15 protein-coding genes are annotated in these 15,545 nt (G+C 49.3%); 13 read left to right on the top strand and 2 right to left on the bottom strand.

Translation table 11 applies throughout. From position 1 onward, the window contains the following. Positions 1-3: 3 nt before the first annotated feature. The 13 genes from ymfI (at position 4) to ACHA8N_RS08020 (ending at position 13,655) form a co-directional block, all read left to right on the top strand. Positions 4-708 carry an elongation factor P 5-aminopentanone reductase gene (gene ymfI / locus ACHA8N_RS08080; RefSeq protein WP_147512381.1) on the top strand — a complete coding sequence of 235 codons (705 nt, stop codon included), beginning with the start codon at positions 4-6 and terminating at the stop codon, positions 706-708. Between the two features lie 93 nt (positions 709-801). Next, positions 802-1,584: a DUF3388 domain-containing protein gene (locus ACHA8N_RS08075; RefSeq protein ID WP_147512382.1), complete on the top strand. Its 783-nt coding sequence runs from the start codon at positions 802-804 to the stop codon at positions 1,582-1,584. A gap of 27 nt (positions 1,585-1,611) precedes the next feature. Further along, positions 1,612-2,508, top strand: coding sequence for a helix-turn-helix domain-containing protein (locus tag ACHA8N_RS08070; protein WP_393965384.1), 897 nt, complete (start codon positions 1,612-1,614; stop codon positions 2,506-2,508). A gap of 61 nt (positions 2,509-2,569) precedes the next feature. Further along, positions 2,570-3,148, top strand: a complete 579-nt coding sequence (gene pgsA / locus ACHA8N_RS08065) for a CDP-diacylglycerol--glycerol-3-phosphate 3-phosphatidyltransferase (protein WP_147512384.1) — start codon at positions 2,570-2,572, stop codon at positions 3,146-3,148. Between the two features lie 70 nt (positions 3,149-3,218). After that, positions 3,219-4,463 (top strand): competence/damage-inducible protein A, encoded by a 1,245-nt coding sequence (locus tag ACHA8N_RS08060; protein WP_147512385.1) that lies wholly within the window; start codon positions 3,219-3,221, stop codon positions 4,461-4,463. Positions 4,464-4,564: 101 nt separating this feature from the next. Beyond that, a complete protein-coding gene (gene recA, locus ACHA8N_RS08055; RefSeq protein WP_147512386.1) occupies positions 4,565-5,608 on the top strand; it encodes a recombinase RecA in 1,044 nt (347 codons plus the stop codon). Positions 5,609-5,802: 194 nt separating this feature from the next. Then, positions 5,803-7,365, top strand: coding sequence for a ribonuclease Y (gene rny, locus ACHA8N_RS08050; RefSeq protein WP_147512387.1), 1,563 nt, complete (start codon positions 5,803-5,805; stop codon positions 7,363-7,365). A 50-nt stretch (positions 7,366-7,415) separates the two neighbouring features. After that, positions 7,416-8,210: a TIGR00282 family metallophosphoesterase gene (locus tag ACHA8N_RS08045; protein WP_147512388.1), complete on the top strand. Its 795-nt coding sequence runs from the start codon at positions 7,416-7,418 to the stop codon at positions 8,208-8,210. A gap of 29 nt (positions 8,211-8,239) precedes the next feature. Then, a complete protein-coding gene (locus ACHA8N_RS08040; protein WP_026833446.1) occupies positions 8,240-8,500 on the top strand; it encodes a stage V sporulation protein S in 261 nt (86 codons plus the stop codon). Positions 8,501-8,691: 191 nt separating this feature from the next. After that, complete coding sequence (locus ACHA8N_RS08035) at positions 8,692-10,443, top strand: 2-oxoacid:acceptor oxidoreductase subunit alpha (protein WP_393965383.1); 1,752 nt, start codon at positions 8,692-8,694, stop codon at positions 10,441-10,443. Beyond that, positions 10,430-11,296, top strand: coding sequence for a 2-oxoacid:ferredoxin oxidoreductase subunit beta (locus ACHA8N_RS08030; RefSeq protein WP_147512390.1), 867 nt, complete (start codon positions 10,430-10,432; stop codon positions 11,294-11,296). Before ACHA8N_RS08035 ends, ACHA8N_RS08030 begins: the two co-directional genes overlap by 14 nt. A 98-nt stretch (positions 11,297-11,394) precedes the next feature. Beyond that, complete coding sequence (gene tdh / locus ACHA8N_RS08025; RefSeq protein ID WP_393965382.1) at positions 11,395-12,483, top strand: L-threonine 3-dehydrogenase; 1,089 nt, start codon at positions 11,395-11,397, stop codon at positions 12,481-12,483. Then, positions 12,483-13,655 (top strand): glycine C-acetyltransferase, encoded by a 1,173-nt coding sequence (locus tag ACHA8N_RS08020; protein WP_026833442.1) that lies wholly within the window; start codon positions 12,483-12,485, stop codon positions 13,653-13,655. Before tdh ends, ACHA8N_RS08020 begins: the two co-directional genes overlap by 1 nt. A gap of 83 nt (positions 13,656-13,738) precedes the next feature. Here the strand turns inward: ACHA8N_RS08020 and ACHA8N_RS08015 are convergent, their stop codons facing one another. Both ACHA8N_RS08015 and ACHA8N_RS08010 read right to left on the bottom strand, forming a co-directional pair. Then, positions 13,739-14,491: an iron ABC transporter ATP-binding protein gene (locus ACHA8N_RS08015; RefSeq protein WP_147512392.1), complete on the bottom strand. Its 753-nt coding sequence runs from the start codon at positions 14,489-14,491 to the stop codon at positions 13,739-13,741. Then, positions 14,488-15,543 (bottom strand): iron chelate uptake ABC transporter family permease subunit, encoded by a 1,056-nt coding sequence (locus tag ACHA8N_RS08010; RefSeq protein ID WP_393965557.1) that lies wholly within the window; start codon positions 15,541-15,543, stop codon positions 14,488-14,490. The genes ACHA8N_RS08015 and ACHA8N_RS08010 overlap by 4 nt, the downstream gene beginning before the upstream one ends. Positions 15,544-15,545: the final 2 nt, after the last annotated feature.

Below are 15,545 nucleotides of genomic sequence, written 5' to 3'. Positions count from 1 at the left end.
CCGATGCGCATTTTAATCACGGGCGCAAGCGGAGCAATCGGTCTGGCGACCGTCAGGCAATTAGCGGCGAAAGGGCATGAACTTGTTCTCCACACTCACCAACGGCAGCACGAACTGGAACAAATGGTGCAACAGTTGCCTGTGACGACGGAAATCGTCACAGGCGATCTGTCTGACCGGGAGCGCTTGACGACGTTCTGCGGGGCATTGCCTGCTGTTGATGGATTCGTGCATATTGCCGGTACGAGTTTCAGTGGATTACTCGTCGATCAATCCTATGCCTCGATTGAATCGATGATGACGTTGCATGTCGAATCGTTAATTCGAATCAGTCAAGCGTTGACACAAAAGAAAGACTTTTCAGTACCGCTCTCGATTGTCGTCGTCAGCAGTGTGCTCGGAGAGTTCGGTGTCGCCGGAGAAGTCGTCTACTCCACCTGTAAAGCGGCGCAACTTGGCTTCGTCAAATCCTACAGTAAGGAACTCGGCGCGATGAACGGGCGGGTAAATGCCGTTACACCAGGATGGATTGACACACCGATGAATGCGGTCTTCACAGAATCCGAACGAGAACAGGCATACGCTGAAATTCCGGCCGGTCGTTTTGGTCGGGTCGAAGAGGTCGCCTCTGCTATCACGTATTTAATGGATGACGCATCAGGATATGTAAACGGTGCCGTGCTTAAAATTGATGGAGGTTGGATGTGATCCGGTGAAATTTGACCGGGGAATGCTTTTCATTTTTCAAAAAATCATTTAACATGAGGGATGGATAACCGATTTTAAGAGGAGGATGTGCGCGTGAGTGAATTCGAACAGTGGTATCTGGAGTATGAATTGAACGTCAACCGTCCCGGAATTTTGGGGGACATCGCGTCACTCATGGGGATGCTACATATTTCGATTGTCACGATTAATGGTGTCGATCACCAACGTCGCGGCATGTTGCTTCAAACGAAGCAGCCGGATCAAATCCCGCGGCTCGCAGCCATCTTAAAGACGATGCCGGCCATTGACGTGATCAAGTTGCGTAAACCGAAATTACGCGACCGGATTGCGATTCGTCACGGACGCTACATTGATCACAGCAGTGGAGAAATCAAGACGTTTCGTTTTGTCCGGGAAGACCTCGGTATTCTCGTCGACTTCATGGCGGAACTCTGTAAACAAGAGGGCCATCTGTTGATTGGTGTCCGTGGTATGCCACGCGTCGGGAAAACGGAATCGATTGTTGCGGCAAGTGTCAGTGCCAATAAAAAATGGTTGTTCCTTTCATCTACGTTAATCAAGCAGACTGTCCGGACTTCCTTGTTTGACGATGAGCGGACGGGTGATTACGTCTATATCATCGATGCTCTTGTGTCGCAACGTCACTTTGATGAACGACACTGGCAGATCTTACGTGAAGTCATGCGACTACCGGCTACGAAAATCGTCGAACATCCGGATGCTTTTGTTAAATCGAGCGAATACACGTGGGATGATTTTGATTACATCATTGAACTGCGCAACACGACGGAAGAAATCATTGTCACCGAGCCACCTCGTGCCCATGGCGGGAACGAATGGTTCAATTTCGAATAAGTATTGAAAATGGAAGGTGTGTTACCGATGACTGAGCTCGGAACCTACTTAAAAGAACAGCGGGAGACGCTAGGCATCTCTCTTGAACAAATTCAAAGCACGACAAAAATTCAAAAACGTTACATCCTCGCTATTGAAGAAGGCGATTACAAACAATTGCCGGGAGCTTTTTATGCCCGGGCTTTCATCAAAACGTACGCGGAAGCACTTGGTCTGGATGTGGATGAAGTATTTGCTACCTATAAACGGGATTTACCGGAACCGGAAGCACAGCCGGTTGTTGAACTGTCACGGCGTGCGACGTACTCGAAATCAGCGGCACCGAAGAAAAGTGTCGCGAAGCGCTGGATTCCAAATATCATTATCATCGCCTTAATCTTTGCGATTGGTGTTGCGCTGTATTACGGATTCCAAGCATTCCAAGACGGAGACGGCACAAAGACGGCTACACCGAAACAAAGTGAAGTCACGATTGACGAAGGCGATGCGCCGAGTAAGGAGACAAATACTCCTTCAGAAGAACCAAAAGAAGAGCCTGCAGAACCAGAAAAAGAAGAAGAACCTGCAAAAAAAGAAGAGAAAAAACCATTGGCTGTCAAAACGACGGCCGGACAAGACATCACCTATGAAGTACCGGCAGATGATACGATGAGCGTGTCAATCCAAATCAAAAAAGATGCGTCGCCGTCACCGTTCGTCGGAATTCGTGACACATCGCTTGAAGGAAAAGCACTCGCACCGGATCATATCAATGCGTCCGATCCTAATCCGATCGTCGTCAAAAATGCGAAAACGGATGTCATCCGAATTCGGATCGGCTCTATTAAAGGAATCGACAAGATTCTTGTCAATGATCAGGAGCTTAAGCTTAACCGCTCCCTCCTCGTTCAAAATATTTACTTGAAGAAAGTAGCCACGCCATAAGGCGTGTCTTCTTCATGCCAGCGTTGCTGGCATACATAATCTAAAAAGGAGGGATACGAGTATGAACTTGCCCAATCAATTGACGGTCTTACGCGTCTTGTTGATTCCCGTGTTTGTTGCTGTCTTGGCTGTTAATCCAGACTGGGGACAATGGGATGTCTTAGGTGCAGAACTTCCTGTTGCCCATTTCGTCGCGGCGATGATCTTTTCCGTCGCTGCCATCACCGACTGGCTCGACGGATATATTGCACGGAAAAACAAATTGGTCACGAATTTTGGTAAATTCATGGATCCGCTTGCCGATAAGATGCTCGTCGCCGCTGCACTCGTCTATTTAGTTGAACTGGATTTCGTTGCTGCCTGGGTCGTCGTCATTATTTTATGCCGTGAATTTGCTGTGACGGGTCTACGTCTCGTCGCCTCAGACGAAGGAATCGTCCTAGCAGCCGGAAATTCCGGTAAAGCGAAGACGTGGGTCCAGTTGACCTCGATCATCGCGTTTTTATTACACGATATCGGATTTGCTTTATTTAATATTCCGTTTGCTGAAATCACGATGTGGCTCGCTTTGATCTTAACGATCTATTCAGGTGTTGAATACTTCTCGAAAAACATTAAGTTAATCACGAAATCGATGTAAGTTACATTAAACAAGACTGTTCGTCAAATCGAACAGTCTTTTCTTATACTTAGGAAAGCAGGGATGCAGGATGAAAGCAGAAATCATTGCTGTCGGAAGTGAATTATTACTAGGAGAGATTGCAAATACGAATGCCCAGTACTTGTCGGAGTGGCTTGCAACGTGTGGAATTGATGTCCATTATCATACCGTCGTTGGCGATAACCGGGAGCGGATGATTGAGGTCGTCACCCGTGCTCAGGAACGGACGGAACTGATTGTCATTACCGGAGGACTTGGTCCGACAGAAGATGACTTAACAAAAGAAGTTGTAGCAGAGTTACTCAGTCGTCCGTTATATGTCGATCAACCGGCTTATCACCGGATTGAAGCATTTTTAAAAACACGCGGACGACAGATGACAGACAATGAGAAAAAACAAGCTTTAGTCATCGAAGGGGCAGATGTTTTGACGAATGAGGCGGGTCTTGCACCGGGTATGTCAGTGCATACATCGGAGCACCAGTATATCTTGCTGCCCGGCGTACCGCGGGAGATGAAACGGATCATTGCGGATCATTTTGATCATCTGCTTGGTAAAGAAACGATTAAATCAAGAACATTACGCTTTTTCGGAATCGGTGAATCCGCTTTGAACGATCGATTGGCAGACTTGATCCGGACGGCCCGCAACCCGTCCGTTGCACCTTACGCAGAACTGGCGGAAGTGCGTCTTCGTTTGACCGCAAAGGCACTTGACGAACACGTTGCGCTTCAGATGCTTGATACATTAGAACGGCAGATTCTCGATGAAGTAGGCCTTCATTTTTACGGTTACGGGGAAACGAGTTTACCGGAAGTCGTTCTTGATCGGTGTCGGGCAGCCGGCTTGACCTTGTCAGCAGCTGAATCCTTATCAGGAGGAGCTTTTGGAAGCGCATTGACGGACATTGCCGGTGCAAGTGACGTTTTCCGGGGCAGTGCCGTCGTGTATGACGATGCGGCAAAAGTTAATGTTCTAGGTGTACCTCAAGAACTGCTTGACGCGCATACAGCTGTCAGCCGTGAAGCAGCCATTGCGATGGCTGAAGGAGCAAGAAGACTCTATCAAACAGATCTTGCAATCGCCTTGACCGGTGAGGCGGGACCGACCAGTAACAGCGGTCGGAACGTTGGGACTGTCTACTGCGCCCTCGCTCAGGAAAGGGGTACGGAAGTGCTTGAACTGACATATCCGGCCTTTGACCGTGGTATGATTAGATTGCGTTCTGTAAAGGATGCTTACTTCCTGCTCATCCAAAATAGCGTGTCGACAGACAAAATGGGTAAAAGTTGAATTCTTTCAAGTATGCGAATAAATGTTCGTAAAAAGCTTGTTATTTGGTCTCAAAAGAAGTACAATAATCTCAGTAAGATAAATAAAAGGAGGCCTGCTACGTGAGTGATCGTAAAGCAGCACTTGAAATGGCATTACGTCAGATTGAGAAACAATTTGGTAAAGGTTCAATCATGAAACTAGGTGAAAGTGCAGATCAGAGAGTCTCGGTTATCTCTTCTGGATCGATCACATTAGATATAGCGCTTGGTGCAGGTGGATATCCACGTGGACGGGTAATTGAAGTTTATGGTCCAGAATCTTCTGGTAAAACGACAGTCTCACTTCATGCCATCGCTGAAGTTCAAAAACAAGGCGGACAAGCGGCATTTATCGATGCCGAGCATGCACTCGATCCGGCATATGCAAGTAAACTCGGGGTAGATATTGACGAGTTATTATTATCACAACCGGATACAGGAGAACAAGCACTCGAAATCGCAGAAGCACTGGTCCGTTCAGGTGCAGTTGATATCTTGGTCGTCGACTCCGTAGCCGCGCTTGTACCAAAAGCCGAAATCGAAGGTGAAATGGGTGACTCACACATGGGTCTTCAAGCCCGTTTGATGAGCCAAGCTTTACGTAAGCTGTCGGGTGCGACAAATAAATCTAAAACAATCGTCATCTTCATCAACCAAATCCGTGAGAAGATAGGTGTGATGTTCGGTAACCCGGAAACGACACCTGGTGGGCGTGCGCTGAAGTTCTATTCATCTGTCCGTCTTGAAGTCCGTCGTGCGGAAGCACTGAAAAACGGGACAGACATCGTCGGAAACCGGACGAAGTTGAAAGTCGTTAAAAACAAAATCGCTCCGCCATTTAAACAGGCGGAAGTTGACATCATGTACGGACAAGGAATCTCTAAGTTTGGTGAGTTGATTGATCTTGGAACGGATCTCGATATCGTTCAAAAGAGCGGTGCTTGGTATTCATACAACTCAGAACGTCTTGGGCAAGGGCGTGAAAACGCCAAACAATACATGATGGAACATCCGGATGTCGCAGATGAAGTTGAACGCTTGATTCGTGAGCATCATGGTCTTGTCGATCGCAAGGAACCTGTTGATTTCGAAGAAGGTCAAGCAGAAGATATGTTTGCGGAATAAGCGGGAAAAAGAGTGGAATCGATTGAGATTTCACTCTTTTTTTGTTGAAAAGAGGAAATCACAGGAATTCTTTCCCGCCCGTTCGTTGACAATGAACGAGTGCTATCCTTACAATATAGATGTACGTTTTTTAGACAGCTTCGATGAATAACCGAAATGAACTAAGAAACACCTTGTAAAGGGGAGGTGAACCCATGGGTACAACAACTTGGATTGTCATACTTCTCCTCGCAATACTGATCGCATTCATCGTAGGCTACTTCTTGCGGAAATCGATTGCAGAAGCGAAGATTCAAGGCGCGGAAACAGAAGCGACGAAAATCGTGGAACGTGCGCAAGTATCAGCGGAAGCAACGAAAAAAGAAGCATTACTCGAAGCGAAAGATGAAGCTTTTAAACTTCGGACAGAAGTCGAAAAAGAGCTTCGTGAACGTCGTCAAGAGTTAACGAAACAAGAAGGACGATTGCTCCAAAAAGAAGAGACACTCGATCGCCGTGTTGATTCCATCGACCGTAAGGAAGAACAAATCAATACGCGGGATGCAGAGATCGCGAAACGGAAGCATCAAGCTGAAGAGTTAGAACGAAAAGTAGAGGACCTGTATGAACAGGGACGCCAAGAGCTCGTACGTGTTGCGAATCTTTCGCAAGACGAAGCCAGAGCTATCATCATGGATGAGACGAAACAAGCTGCAATGCATGACGCGGCAATTCTTCAAAAAGAAATCGAACAAAAAGCAAAAGAAGAAGCGGACAAAAAAGCACGAAATATTCTTTCACTCGCGATTCAACGGTTCGCCGCAGAACATATCGCGGAGACGACGGTTTCTGTCGTCAACTTGCCGAATGACGAGATGAAGGGTCGGATCATCGGTCGTGAAGGACGAAACATCCGGACGCTTGAAACATTGACGGGGATCGATTTAATCATCGATGATACACCGGAAGCGGTTATCTTGTCCGGATTTGATCCAATTCGCCGCGAAGTAGCGAAGATGGCGCTTGAGAAACTGGTTCAAGACGGTCGGATTCACCCGGCTCGGATTGAAGAGATGGTTGACAAGTCTCGCCGTGAAATGGATGAACGGATTCGTGAAATCGGTGAAGAAGCGACGTATGACGTCGGAATTCACGGGATTCACCCGGATCTTGTCAAAATTCTCGGCCGCTTGAAATACCGGACGAGTTACGGTCAAAACGTCCTGTTCCACTCGCTTGAAGTCGCGCATCTTGCCGGCATGATGGCAGCGGAGCTTGGAGAAGATGTAACGCTTGCGAAGCGGGCCGGTCTTCTGCACGATATCGGGAAAGCGATTGACCATGAAGTCGAAGGAAGTCACGTTGAGATCGGGGTTGAGCTCGGTACGAAGTACAAAGAGCACCCAACCGTCATCAATGCGATTGCTTCCCACCACGGGGATACGGAAGCGACATCTGTCATTTCTGTTTTGGTCGCAGCAGCCGATGCTTTATCTGCCGCACGCCCAGGTGCACGCCAAGAAACACTTGAAAGCTACATCCGACGTCTTGAACGTCTGGAAGAAATCTCAGAATCATTTGACGGTGTTGAGAAGTCCTTTGCGATCCAAGCCGGTCGTGAAGTTCGGATCATCGTTCGTCCTGATGTCGTCGACGATGTCCTTGCCTATAAAATGGCAAGTGATATCCGGAAAAAAATCGAAGAAGAACTCGATTATCCGGGTCACATCAAAGTCACGGTCATTCGGGAAACACGGGCAGTCGAATACGCAAAATAAGCAGAGTGGCGGGCGACCGCCACTTTTTTTAATGATTGGAGGAAATTTTTTTGAAAATCTTATTTATTGGTGACGTCGTCGGGGCACCGGGTCGGCATATCCTGCAACAGTTCACATCACGCATCAAATCGAAGTATAATCCGACGGTCATGCTGGTGAATGGAGAAAACGCTGCACACGGTCGGGGGATCACGAAATCAATCTACCATCAGTTGCTTGAGCTTGGGTTCCACGGTGTCACGATGGGGAATCATACATTTGATAACCGCGACATCTTTGATTGGATTGATGATGCGGACCGGATCGTCCGTCCTGCTAACTATCCGGAAGGGACACCCGGACGCGGCATGATGGTCTTAAAAGTCGGCAACAAAAAAATCGCCGTCATCAACGTGCAAGGAACTGTTTTCTTACCACCACTCGGCGATCCATTCCGGACGGTCGATGAATTGATTGCTGAAGTCGAGGGTGAGGTCGATGCGATCTTCGTCGATGTTCATGCGGAAGCGACAAGTGAAAAGATTGCCATGGGTTATCATCTGGCAGGTCGTGTCCAGGCCGTCGTCGGAACGCATACACACGTCCAGACGGCAGATGAACGGATTCTCGAAGGGGGAACCGCCTATATCACGGATGTCGGGATGACAGGACCGCTGGACGGTGTCCTCGGTATGCGCAAGGAAGATGTCTTGCGGAAATTCAAAACACAACTCCCAACCCGGTTTGAAGTTGCAGAAGGACGGGAACAGTTAAATGGAGTCTTGATTCATATTGATGATGTATCGAAAAAAGCTACGAAAATTGAACGCATTCATTTAACGGATCAATCGATTTTCTTTGATTGAGTGTTGATTTTTGATTGGGAGGTACGTGCATGGACGTCCTGAAAGTATCAGCTAAATCGAATCCGAATGCGGTCGCAGGGGCGCTTGCGGGTGTACTTCGAGAGAAGGGTTCTGTCGAGATTCAGGCAATCGGTGCAGGTGCACTCAATCAATCCATCAAAGCGGTTGCAATCGCCCGAGGATTTGTCGCACCGGCAGGGATGGACCTGATCTGTATCCCGGCATTTACCGACATCATGATTGATGGAGAAGAACGGACGGCAATCAAACTCATCATTGAACCACGATGATGCATCATTGGACATAGGTCCTAACAAAGGTAGACCATTTACTCGTTGGAGTAGATGGTCTTTTTTTCGGTTAATTTTTCACTCGATTCCCTGCAGGAGGATTGTGCAACTATCCGGAAATCGGTATCATGGGGGAGGATAGTGAAGCAGACAGCTTCAATCATTTCAGGGGATAGAAGGAGCGAACGTCGATGTACAATCAATTGTCATGGAAAGTAGGCGGTCAGCAGGGTGAGGGGATTGAATCGACTGGTGAAATCTTCGCCATTGCCTTGAACCGTCTAGGTTATTACTTATATGGATACCGTCATTTTTCATCGCGGATCAAAGGTGGACATACCAACAATAAAATCCGGGTCGCGACACATGAAGTCCGGACGGTTGCCGATGACTTAGATATCTTGGTCGCGTTTGATCAAGAAACGATTGACGTCAACTTCCATGAGTTACGTCAAGGGGCGATCATCATTGCCGATGCAAAGTTTAATCCGACGAACCCGGATCAAGCACGGGCCGTCCTCTATCCGATTCCCTTTACGGAAATTGCGGCAGGACTCGGCACATCCTTGATGAAGAACATGGTCGCAATCGGTGCGTCGAGCGCCATTCTCGGCATTCACCCGGAACGGTTTCAGGCGGTCGTCGAGCAGATTTTTGGACGGAAAGGACCGGAGATGGTCGAGAAAAACTTATCGGCGATTCGTGAAGGGGCGGCTGCGTTTGAAGCGATGGCCGGAACAGCGGAACGGTTTATCCTGGATTCTGCCGACGGTCAGCAACGGATGTTCATGATTGGAAATGATGCGATTGCGCTTGGTGCGGTTGCAGGAGGCGCCCGTCTGATGGCTGCTTATCCGATCACGCCGTCATCGGAAATCATGGAGTACTTAATTAAAAAATTACCGCAATTCGGCGGAACGGTCGTCCAGACGGAAGATGAGCTCGCAGCCGTGACGATGGCAATCGGTGCCAACTACGCCGGTGTCCGTGCCTTGACGGCATCAGCCGGACCGGGTCTGTCTTTGATGGCAGAAGCGATTGGTCTGTCCGGCATGACGGAAACACCACTCGTCATCATCGATACCCAGCGCGGAGGACCGTCAACCGGATTACCGACGAAACAGGAACAGTCGGATTTGATGGCGATGATTTACAGCACCCATGGCGAGATTCCAAAAGTCGTCCTGGCGCCGTCGACCGTCGAAGAAGCCTTTTACGATGCGGCGGAAGCCTTTAACATCGCGGAAGAGTATCAGTGTCCGGTCATTCTCTTGACGGACTTGATGCTGTCGCTTGGAAAACAGTCCGTCGAACCGCTTGATGTCAATCGGGTTGAAATCCGTCGCGGGAAACTGATCTCAGGTGATTTGCCGGAACTCGAGGGCAAAGCGTACTTTAAACGTTATGAAGTCACGGAAGACGGTGTCAGTCCACGTGTCGTCCCAGGAACGAAACACGGAATTCACCACGTGACCGGGGTCGAACATAACGAAGAAGGCCGTCCGTCGGAAGCGACGAAGAACCGGGTCGATCAAATGACGAAACGATTAAGAAAGCTGAACCAATTCCGGATGAAGGATGCGGTCCTTGTGACAGAACAGCATGCGACACCGGACATCTTGTTTGTCGGCTTCAACTCGACGCGCGGTACGATTGAAGAAGTGATGCCGCGTCTTGAGGAACAGGGAATTCATGTCGATCATCTCCACATCCGGCAGATGCATCCGTTCCCGAGCGAACTGGTCCGTCCGCATCTCGAACGGGCCAAACAAGTTGTCGTCGTTGAATACAATGCGACGGGGCAACTGGCAAAACTGATTCAGATGAACTGTGGTTTTGCGGAAAAAATTGAACACATTCTAAAATTCAACGGCGACCCGTTCTATCCGGCGGAAGTGGTGGAACAAGTCGTCGCAGGAGGGGTTTTCCATGGCAACATTTAAAGATTTCAGAAACGATGTGAAACCCAACTGGTGTCCGGGCTGCGGTGACTTTTCGATTCAAGCGGCCATTCAACGGGCGGTCGCAAACGTCGGACTGGAGCCGGAAGAACTCGCTTTGATTTCCGGTATCGGCTGTTCGGGACGGATTTCCGGCTACATCAACACCTATGGCTTCCACGGGGTCCATGGTCGCTCGTTACCGATTGCCCAAGGCGTCAAGATGGCGAACCGGGAATTGACGGTCATCGCTTCCGGAGGAGACGGTGACGGGTTTGCGATCGGGATGGGACATACGATCCACGCCTTCAAACGGAATGTCGACATGACGTATATCGTCATGGACAATCAGATTTATGGTTTGACGAAGGGACAGACGTCACCGACGTCGGCGCTTGGATTCAAGACGAAATCAACACCAAAAGGATCCATCGAAAAAAGTGTCTCGCCGGTGGAACTGGCTTTGACGGCAGGCGCGACGTTTGTCGCCCAAAGTTTTTCGAATGATTTAAAAGGATTGACGAGTCTGATCGAACAGGCGACACAACATAAAGGATTTGCCTTCATCAATGTTTTCAGTCCTTGTGTCACGTTTAACAAAGTCAACACGTACGACTGGTTCAAGCAGAACTTGACGAAACTGGACGATCTTGAAAACTATGACGCGACTGATTTAGACGTTGCCAAACGAGTGGTCCATGAACATAACGGGCTCGTCATGGGCTTGATTTATCAAGACGATTCGCGTCCGGATTATCAGTCTCAAATTGACGGATATGCCGAAAACGGACTGACTTTTGCCGATCTCGACATGAATGAAGAAACATTTGATAAACTTGCTGCTGAATTCATGTAAACTAGAGTAGAATGATTGTTTGATTATTTGGGGATGCTCAACACTTGGTCATTACCGATTAGAGAAACAGGTAAGACCCATGAAGGAGTCGGGGAGACATGACAAAATTAGTGACAGCTGTAGAGGATACGACGAAAGTAAAGACGATGCGGGCGCTCGTCAAGGAAGAACGTGGATTTGGTGCGGTCTTAAAAGAAGTAGCCGTCCCAACACCGAATCGGGGCGAAGTGTTGATTCGTGTCGAGGCGACATCGATTTGCGGGACAGACGTCCATATTTATGAATGGGATGCCTGGGCAGCGTCTCGTGTCAATCCGCCATATGTCTTCGGACATGAGTTTTCAGGCGAAGTTGTGGAACTGGGGGAAGGGACAAAACGTCTGAAGCTCGGTGACCGGGTCTCGGCGGAAACACATATCGTTTGTCACCAATGTAAACAATGTCTGCGGGGACAATACCATATCTGTAAAAACACAAAAATCATCGGCGTCGATACGCAAGGCTGTTTCGCCGAGTATGTCGTCATGCCGGAAGAAAACCTCTGGGTCAATCCGGAAGATATGCCGGCCGGCATCGCGTCGATTCAAGAGCCGATGGGCAATGCCGTTCATACGGTCCTTGCCAGTGACGTCAGTGCCAAGACGGTGGCCATCGTCGGTTGCGGTCCAATCGGATTGATGGCCGTATCCGTCGCGAAAGCGGCAGGGGCGGCAGAAGTCGTGGCGATTGATGTCAATCCATACCGGCTCGAACTCGCGAAGACGATGGGCGCGGATGTCGTCATCGACTCCCGTCATGAAGATGTTCTTGAACGCATCCGTATGATGACTGACGGCGACGGCATTGATGTCGTCTGCGAAATGAGCGGTCATCCGGTCGCCATCAGTCAAGCATTTGAGATGGTGACGGCAGGCGGGGATGTCAATATCTTGAGTCTGCCGGTCAAACCGGTCGAAATCGATTTGACGAACCATGTCGTCTTTAAAGGAGCCCGCGTTCAGGGGATTACCGGACGGAAGATGTATGAGACATGGAGTCAGGTATCCGCCTTCTTGTCGAGCGGAAAAGTTGATGTGAAGCCGTTGATCACGCACACGTTGCCACTTGAACGGTTTGAAGAAGGATTCGAATTGATGCGACAAGGGAAATGTGGAAAGGTCGTACTACAACCAAGGGGGACGAATTGATGGGTTTTGAGCATTTACGGACAGAATTGGAAGAGATGAAACAAGCGGGGACGTTCCGCGAACTCGTGGCGCTTGAAAGTGCCCAGCACAACCGGGTGACGGTTGACGGAAAAGAATTGATTCAATTATCGTCGAACAACTATCTCGGACTCGCAGCGCACCCGCGTCTCGCGAAACGGGCAGCCGACGCAGCACTCGAATTTGGTGCCGGAACTGGTTCGGTCCGGACAATTGCCGGAACACTCGAGATGCACCAAGCCTTTGAGCGGGAACTGGCGACGTTTAAGCATACGGAAGCCGCACTTGTCTTCCAGTCGGGCTTCGCAACGAACCTCGGCGTACTATCCGCTTTACTCGGACCGGAAGACGTCGTCATTTCCGATGCGCTGAATCATGCCTCCATCATCGACGGGATTCGTCTGACGAAAGCCAAACGTCGTATCTACAACCACGTGGATCTTGCGGACTTGGAAGCTGCCTTGCAAGAAACACAGGACGCGCGGACACGTCTCGTCGTAACGGACGGCGTCTTCTCGATGGACGGAAACATTGCACCGCTTCCGGAAATCGTTGAATTGGCTGAAAAATACGATGCCCTCGTCATGGTCGATGATGCCCATGCGTCAGGTGTACTCGGAAAAAGCGGCCGCGGAACCGTCAATCATTTTGGACTCGATGGACGGGTCGCGTTGCAAGTCGGGACGTTATCAAAAGCGATTGGTGTCCTCGGCGGGTATGTCGCGTGTGAACAACACGTCAAAGACTATCTGATCCATAAAGGTCGTCCATTCTTATTCTCGACGTCGCATCCGCCGGCAGTCGTCGAAGCGAACCGGGAAGCACTCCGCGTCATGGAAGAAGAAGGGGAACTGTTTGACCGCCTGTGGGAAAACACGGAGTTCTTCAAACACGGATTACGGGAACTCGGTTTTGATATCGGCACGTCAACGACACCGATCACACCTGTCATCGTCGGCGACGAAGCGTTATGCCATCAGCTGTCAGACCGTCTGCGTCAACACGGTGTCTTTGCACAAGGCATTGCCTTCCCGACTGTTGCAAAAGGCAAAGCACGTGTCCGGACCATCGTCACAGCGGAACATACACGAGAAGACTTGGAGCAAGCGCTCGAAGCGTTTAAACAAGTGGGTCAAGAATTAAAATTGATTTAACCAAAAGGTACGAAACGATAAAAGGGACGGCACATCTTCCGATGCGCCGTCCCTTTTTAATGTTCTTCACTCATGGCGTTCGATTAATAAACAGCAATCGGTCCATAGGGTCCGTCGATGATTTCGAGCGGGGTCTCGAAGATATCCGAAAGCGTTTCGGCGACCATGATTTCTTTGACCGTACCAAAGGCAGCGATTTGTCCATGCTTCATGGCACAAATATGATCTGCATATTTCGCTGCGAAATTGATGTCGTGTAAAACGGTAATGATGGTTCGTCCGAGCTCATCCGCGACATGCCGAAGATAGCCCATCATTTGGACAGAACGGGCGATATCGAGATTGTTGAGCGGTTCATCGAGCAACACGTAGTCCGTCTCCTGACACAAGACCATGGCCACATAAGCCCGTTGGCGTTGTCCGCCTGACAGTTCGTCGAGATAACGGTTCTCAAGCGGTGTCAGGTCAAGGAAGTCGATATATTTTGACGTGATGGCTTCGTCTTCCGAAGTCATTCGTCCTCGCGAGTAGGGGAAACGACCGAATCCGACCAATTGGCGAACCGTCAGCCGGGTCACAAAGTGATTTTCTTGGCGAAGAATCGTAATGATTTTTGCCAAATCTTTTGACTTTGTACTCGATACATCGAGTCCAGCGACCTGAATCTGTCCTTCGTCGAGGTGTAACAGACGACCAATCATCATCAGAGTCGTCGATTTACCCGCTCCATTCGGACCGATCAGCGCCGTCAGACCTGCTTTCGGGATTTCAAGCTCAAGCGGACCGATTTGGACATGATCGGTATACGATTTTTTGACTTGCGTGAGTTTAATCATAAGGACCTCTTTCGTAATAACACCGTTAAGAAAATCAGACCGCCAAAAAGTTCAATGATGACGGAAACGACGCTCGGTGCATTGAAAATATGATACATGAAGAAATAGGCACTCGTCAGAACGAGAAAACCAATCGAAAATGCCATCGGCAACACGTACTTATGGTCATACGTGGAAGCGACCTGATAACTGAGCGTGGCGACCAAAAAACCGAAAAATGTCAGTGGTCCAATCAGTGCCGTCGACATAGACATGAGCAGAGAAATGAGAACCAGTATATAGATGACGCTTCTACGGTGATTGATGCCGAACGACGTCGCGACGTCTTTTCCGAGGGCGATGACATTGAGTCGATTCGCCGACAGGAACAACAAGACACTGACGACGATGACGACCGGAATCACGATTGGAAAGTAGGCAGCATCGGCATTCGTGACCGAACCAAACAGTCGTGCCTGAAGAATATCGAACTCAGACGGGTCGAGCATCCGTCTCATGAAGCTTGAAAGAGAATTCAGACCGGTGCCGAGGATGATACCGACGAGCAACATGAGCTGTAAATCGGCATATTTTCCGGATAACAACCACCCGTACAACAGCAGGCTCATCACAAGCATAAGACCGACTTGCGTCAAAAATGCGCCGGTCCCTGAGAAACCAATCAGTGCCCCCGCACCGAAGAAAAAGATCATCGATGTTTGAATCGTTGAGTACAGCGCATCGAATCCAAGCAGGGACGGTGTGATAATCCTGTTACTCGTGACGGAATGAAAGGCAACGGTGGCAAGGCTTTGGCAGAGTGCGGCGATCGCCATTGTCACGATAGCCGTGATCCGGCGTTCGACGACCGGCCAAAAGGACGATGACTGAAACGGCACCGGATTGTTGTAGAAGAGGAGACCAAGGGAACAGAGCAGTCCACCGAACAGAAACAGGCACAGCAAGATCCAGTAACGGCGGACGAGCCGTTTGGAAGGGAAAGCGGAAGCGTTTCGGTCACTTGTATGGAACGTCGGCTGTTCTCGTGGGCATGGTTTCGGTTTTGAATGCATGA

Origin of the sequence: Exiguobacterium sp. S22-S28 (assembly GCF_043359615.1) — a bacterium.
In the GTDB taxonomy this organism is placed as follows: Bacteria; Bacillota; Bacilli; order Exiguobacteriales; family Exiguobacteriaceae; genus Exiguobacterium_A.
This window is presented reverse-complemented; position numbering and strand designations above follow the sequence as displayed.